Source organism: Pseudomonas sp. P5_B2, from assembly GCF_056400445.1.
In genome coordinates, this window is record NZ_JBFULH010000322.1 from 1 (window position 1) to 4,713 (window position 4,713).

A 4,713-nucleotide genomic window follows, 5' to 3' on the forward strand; every position below is an offset into this window, starting at 1 on the left:
AATCCAGGTAGGTCAGTTGCGCATCCACCACCCCGCAGATCGGCGACGCGTCCTGTTTCAGCGACACGACTTTCTTGATGTCCAAATGAGTGCCGTAGGTGTAGGTTTTCGGTGTAACGTCTGCTTCGGCACGGGCCGACAAGGTGCAGATGTTCAGTGCGGCAAACAGGCAAGCGGCGTAGATGGCTTTAGTGTTCATGGCGGTTTCCTCAAGGCTTCAATGGTCAGCGGTTCGTTTGAGCCGAGGCGGTCTGGTTTGCCTCGATGGAACCTATTAGAAGCCTGCGAGGTATCTGGTCTGTGTCGAAAACAGACGCATGTAAATCGCTACGTATCAAAGCCGGGCCTCGATACACAGCGATACAAAACCCCTGGAAAACCGTGTTTTTGCGTCTGGGTGTATCCGCTGCCATGCCAGATACACTGCAATACAAAGGGCTAAAGTCGAGCGGTCCCGGGCTCGATAGACTGTGCGATATCCCCCATTGATAGAGGCCAGGCCCCATGGAACACGTCGATCACATTCTCATCGTGGACGATGACCGCGAGATCCGGGAACTGGTAGGCAACTACCTCAAGAAGAACGGCCTGCGTACTACGGTCGTCGCAGACGGCCGGCAGATGCGCGCGTTTCTTGAAACCACGCTGGTGGACCTGATCGTGCTCGACATCATGATGCCCGGCGACGACGGCCTGATGCTTTGCCGCGAATTGCGCGCCGGTAAACACAAGGCCACCCCGGTGTTGATGCTCACCGCACGCAACGACGAAACCGACCGCATCATTGGCCTGGAAATGGGCGCCGACGATTACCTGGTCAAACCGTTCGCCGCCCGCGAACTGCTCGCCCGAATCAACGCCGTATTGCGCCGCACGCGCATGTTGCCGCCCAACCTGATAGTGACTGAAAGCGGTCGCCTGCTGGCGTTCGGTCGCTGGCGCCTGGACACCTCGGCCCGGCACCTGCTGGACAAGGACGGCACCATGGTTGCGCTGAGCGGCGCCGAATACCGTTTGCTGCGGGTGTTTCTCGATCACCCCCAACGGGTGCTCAACCGCGATCAACTGCTGAACCTGACCCAGGGCCGTGACGCCGACTTGTTCGACCGCTCCATCGACTTGCTGGTCAGTCGCTTGCGCCAGCGTCTGCTCGACGACGCCCGCGAACCGGCCTACATAAAAACCGTGCGCAGTGAGGGCTATGTGTTTTCACTGGCAGTGGAAGTACTCGGGGCGCCCTCATGAACCTCAACCTACGCTGGCCCCGCACCCTCGCCTCGCGACTGTCGCTGATCTTTCTGATCGGCTTGATCCTGGCGCAGGCACTGTCCTTCGGCGCGCAGTATTACGAGCGATACGAAACCGCAAAAACCACCATGCTCGGCAACCTGGAGACCGACGTCTCGACCTCCATTGCCATCCTCGACCGCTTGCCGGCGGCGGAACGAATGAGCTGGCTGAAACAACTGGACCGGCGCAATTACCGCTATCTGCTGGACGAAGGCTCGCCGGGCGAGACCATGCGCGACACGCCGATTGCTGTGACCTCGATCAAGGACGCCATCGGCAAGGATTACCCGATGACCGTGACCGATATTCCCGGCCCGATCAAACACTTCCAGGTTCATCTGAAACTGACCGATGGCAGCCCCGTCACCATCGACGTACGCCCGTCGATGGTGCCGTTGTCTCCGTGGCTGCCCTTCGTCTTACTCGGCCAACTGGCGTTGTTGATCGCCTGTACCTGGCTGGCCGTGCGCATCGCGATCCGCCCGCTGACGCGCCTCGCCCAAGCCGTGGAGACGCTCGACCCCAATGCCCACGCCGTGCACCTGGACGAAAAAGGCCCGACCGAAGTCGCCCACGCGGCCAAGGCGTTCAATGCCATGCAGGCGCGCATCGCCGCCTACCTCAAAGAACGCATGCAGCTGCTGGCGGCGATCTCCCACGACCTGCAAACCCCGATCACCCGCATGAAACTGCGCGCCGAATTCATGGACGACTCCACCGAGAAAGACAAGCTGTGGAACGACCTCGGCGAAATGGAACACCTGGTGCGCGAAGGCGTCGCGTACGCGCGCAGCATTCACGGTGCCACCGAAGAAAGCCGCCGTACCGACCTGGATTCATTCCTCGACAGCCTGGTGTTCGACTATCAGGACATGGGCAAAAACGTGCAACTGAGTGGCAAAAGTGGCGTGGTAATCAATACCCGGCCGCATGCGTTGCGGCGGGTATTGGTGAACCTCACTGACAATGCGTTGAAGTTCGCGGGTGCGGCCGAACTGAAGGTAGAAACCAGAAACGGCAGCTTGTCAGTGACAGTCATGGACCGCGGGCCAGGCATCGCCGAGGAAGAACTGGCCCACGTAATGGAACCGTTTTACCGAGTGGAGAATTCGCGTAACCGCAGCACTGGCGGGACCGGGTTGGGATTGGCGATTGCACAGCAATTGGCAACGGCCATCGGCGGGTCGTTGACGCTGAGCAATCGTGAGGGGGGCGGATTGTGTGCGGAGCTTGGATTGCCGATTCAACCGAGCTGATCTCATCGTTACGCTTAAAGACATCAAGCCAGTCCCTGGTCGTCCAGCGCGTTATCTCGCGGCTGGTCTTTCACCCATTGCCAGAACAACTGATAGCCGACTGCAAGAAGAACGGGGCCGATAAACAAGCCAATAATGCCGCCGCTGATCATGCCGCCCAAAGCGCCAATCAGCACCACAGGCATCGGTACATCGACGCCCCGACCCAGCAACATCGGCTTGAGCACGTTGTCGGCCAAACCCGCGATAAACACATAGATGGCAAATACTACGGACACCGTACTCACCCCCTCACTCGCAAAAACGTAAATGATCACAGGAGCGGTCACCAAGGTGGCGGGTAACTGCATGATACCCAGCAGCAACAGCACAAGCGCTAACAAGCCGGCGCCGGGCACCCCCATCGCCACGAAACCGGCGCCCACCAGCAGCATCTGAATGAAGGCTATACCGATCACACCGCACGCAACTGCGCGAATGGTGGAGGTACACAGCGTGGTGATTTTTGGCCCTTTTACGGGACCACAGATACGCGACACAATTTGCACCGCATTGCGGCCACCACTTTCACCGAACGCCATAAAGATGCCGGCGATCATCAAGGCGACGATGAACATGAGAAACCCCATCCCGGCACCTGCCAGCTGGCTTAAAAGGGCAAGGACGACGTTCTTGATCTCAGGCAGGTATTTTTGAACCAGGTCAGGCAGGTCGGTGACAGCCTGCATCCAGACGCTATGCAGCAGGTTGCCCACCAATGGCCAGTGGGCGATCGTTTCGGGCGGTAGAGGAATCTGGAAGCTACCAGTTTTGACCATCGTCATAGCCCCCTCAACCGAATCAACCAACGACTGTCCCAGCAGACAGACAGTCGCTATCAGGACGCCAATGGCAATAATCACGATTAGCGCCGCTGTGAAACCGTTGCTTCGACCCAGCTTGCGTCTAAGACTGCGTTGCAGTGGATAGAGCGTGATCGCCAGGATGACTGACCACAGCATCAAACTCATGAATGGACTGAAAATCCGGAAGCAAAAAATCGCCATGATGGCGAGCAGCCCCGCACGAATCAGTACATCGAGCATATTTCGGGACAAGGTCTTCTCGGAAAAGATCGAGGGGGGCATTCATAAGCTCCAGAAGCTGAAAACAAGGTGTGAGATCGGTAAATCCAGACTACGTAAAATATCTACAGCGCCCTCTATCCCCAGGCATAAACAACTGAGCAAAAAAATCCCCACGTCTTCGTGAAAAGGCGTGGGGCAAAGGGATTTTAGAAACGAGAGATGAGAAGAGTGGGTACCTGAACAAAGGACCCTCATTGAATTCCCTGCCAATGCTCCTCGACACCAATGAAAAACTGAACTGGCTCTGAAACGAAATTAATAATTATCATAAATTGTTTTTTGATAAGGGCGGATAGGGATAATCCGCTCTGCATGGGCATGGGCATGGGTAGAATCACACCATGCCCAAAACGCCTTCCCCATGCATCTGCCGCAACAACGCCGCGCCACTGTCCATAAATTCCGCCAAGCCGCTCGCTCCCGCCTCCATTGCCAGCCCTTCCAACTGCGCACGCCCATTCAGTTCGGGAAACTCCTCAATCCGCTGCAACAACCGCCACGCCAAAGGGCTCAGTTCAGAAAACTTCACACTCCAGTCCTCCGCCCGCCTCACCAGCAATAATGTCGGCTGAGCCGGTGGCACTTGCGGTTGAAAGTCCGGCCCCACCAATTGCACCGGCCAGGCATACGCCAGCGGCCACGCCAGTGGCGATACCCGCAACGGCCGCTCAAGGATCAACGCCACATCACCCGGCGCTAACGGCTCGGCATCAGACTGCTGCAACGCCATCTCGACCCATTCGTAATGTGCCAGTTCCACCATGAACGGCGGCCATGTGCCCTCGCTCAACGCCTGCGGATCAGCCGCTAGAAACTCGACAAACTCCTGGGCAATCTCCCCGAATTTCGGCGTGCGCGCGCGGTAGTCCCGCAGGAAGATCCGCACGAGCGAACGCCACTGCTCATCACCGAGAATCTTGATCAGCACCGGAAACGTCCCGCTGAGCAACGTCGACAGGTTGGCGAAAATCAGGTCGCGATACACCTGAGCCCGTGCGGCGTTCATTTCAACCGGCGGCGCGCAGTGATCGGGATCGCGC

The 4,713-nt window shown here is 57.9% G+C and carries 5 protein-coding genes; 2 read left to right on the forward strand and 3 right to left on the reverse strand.

Annotated elements, in window-relative coordinates:
• On the reverse strand, positions 1 to 199 hold a 199-nt coding region (locus AC1DRJ_RS19445), incomplete at its 3' end, for a DUF2790 domain-containing protein (RefSeq protein WP_477803577.1).
• A 305-nt stretch (positions 200 to 504) separates the two neighbouring features.
• On the opposite strand from AC1DRJ_RS19445, the gene AC1DRJ_RS19450 reads away from it, so the two are divergent.
• Both AC1DRJ_RS19450 and AC1DRJ_RS19455 read left to right on the forward strand, forming a co-directional pair.
• Entirely contained in the window at positions 505 to 1,245 is a 741-nt protein-coding gene (locus tag AC1DRJ_RS19450) for a response regulator (protein WP_477803578.1), read from the forward strand.
• Positions 1,242 to 2,546, forward strand: a complete 1,305-nt coding sequence (locus AC1DRJ_RS19455; RefSeq protein WP_477803579.1) for an ATP-binding protein — start codon at positions 1,242 to 1,244, stop codon at positions 2,544 to 2,546. Before AC1DRJ_RS19450 ends, AC1DRJ_RS19455 begins: the two co-directional genes overlap by 4 nt.
• 23 nt (positions 2,547 to 2,569) lie before the next feature.
• Here the strand turns inward: AC1DRJ_RS19455 and AC1DRJ_RS19460 are convergent, their stop codons facing one another.
• Together AC1DRJ_RS19460 and AC1DRJ_RS19465 are read right to left on the reverse strand one after the other, a co-directional pair.
• Positions 2,570 to 3,673 carry an AI-2E family transporter gene (locus AC1DRJ_RS19460; RefSeq protein WP_477803580.1) on the reverse strand — a complete coding sequence of 368 codons (1,104 nt, stop codon included), beginning with the start codon at positions 3,671 to 3,673 and terminating at the stop codon, positions 2,570 to 2,572.
• Between the two features lie 334 nt (positions 3,674 to 4,007).
• Positions 4,008 to 4,713 (reverse strand): HvfC family RiPP maturation protein (locus AC1DRJ_RS19465; protein WP_477803581.1); only part of this gene is annotated, 706 nt, incomplete at its 5' end.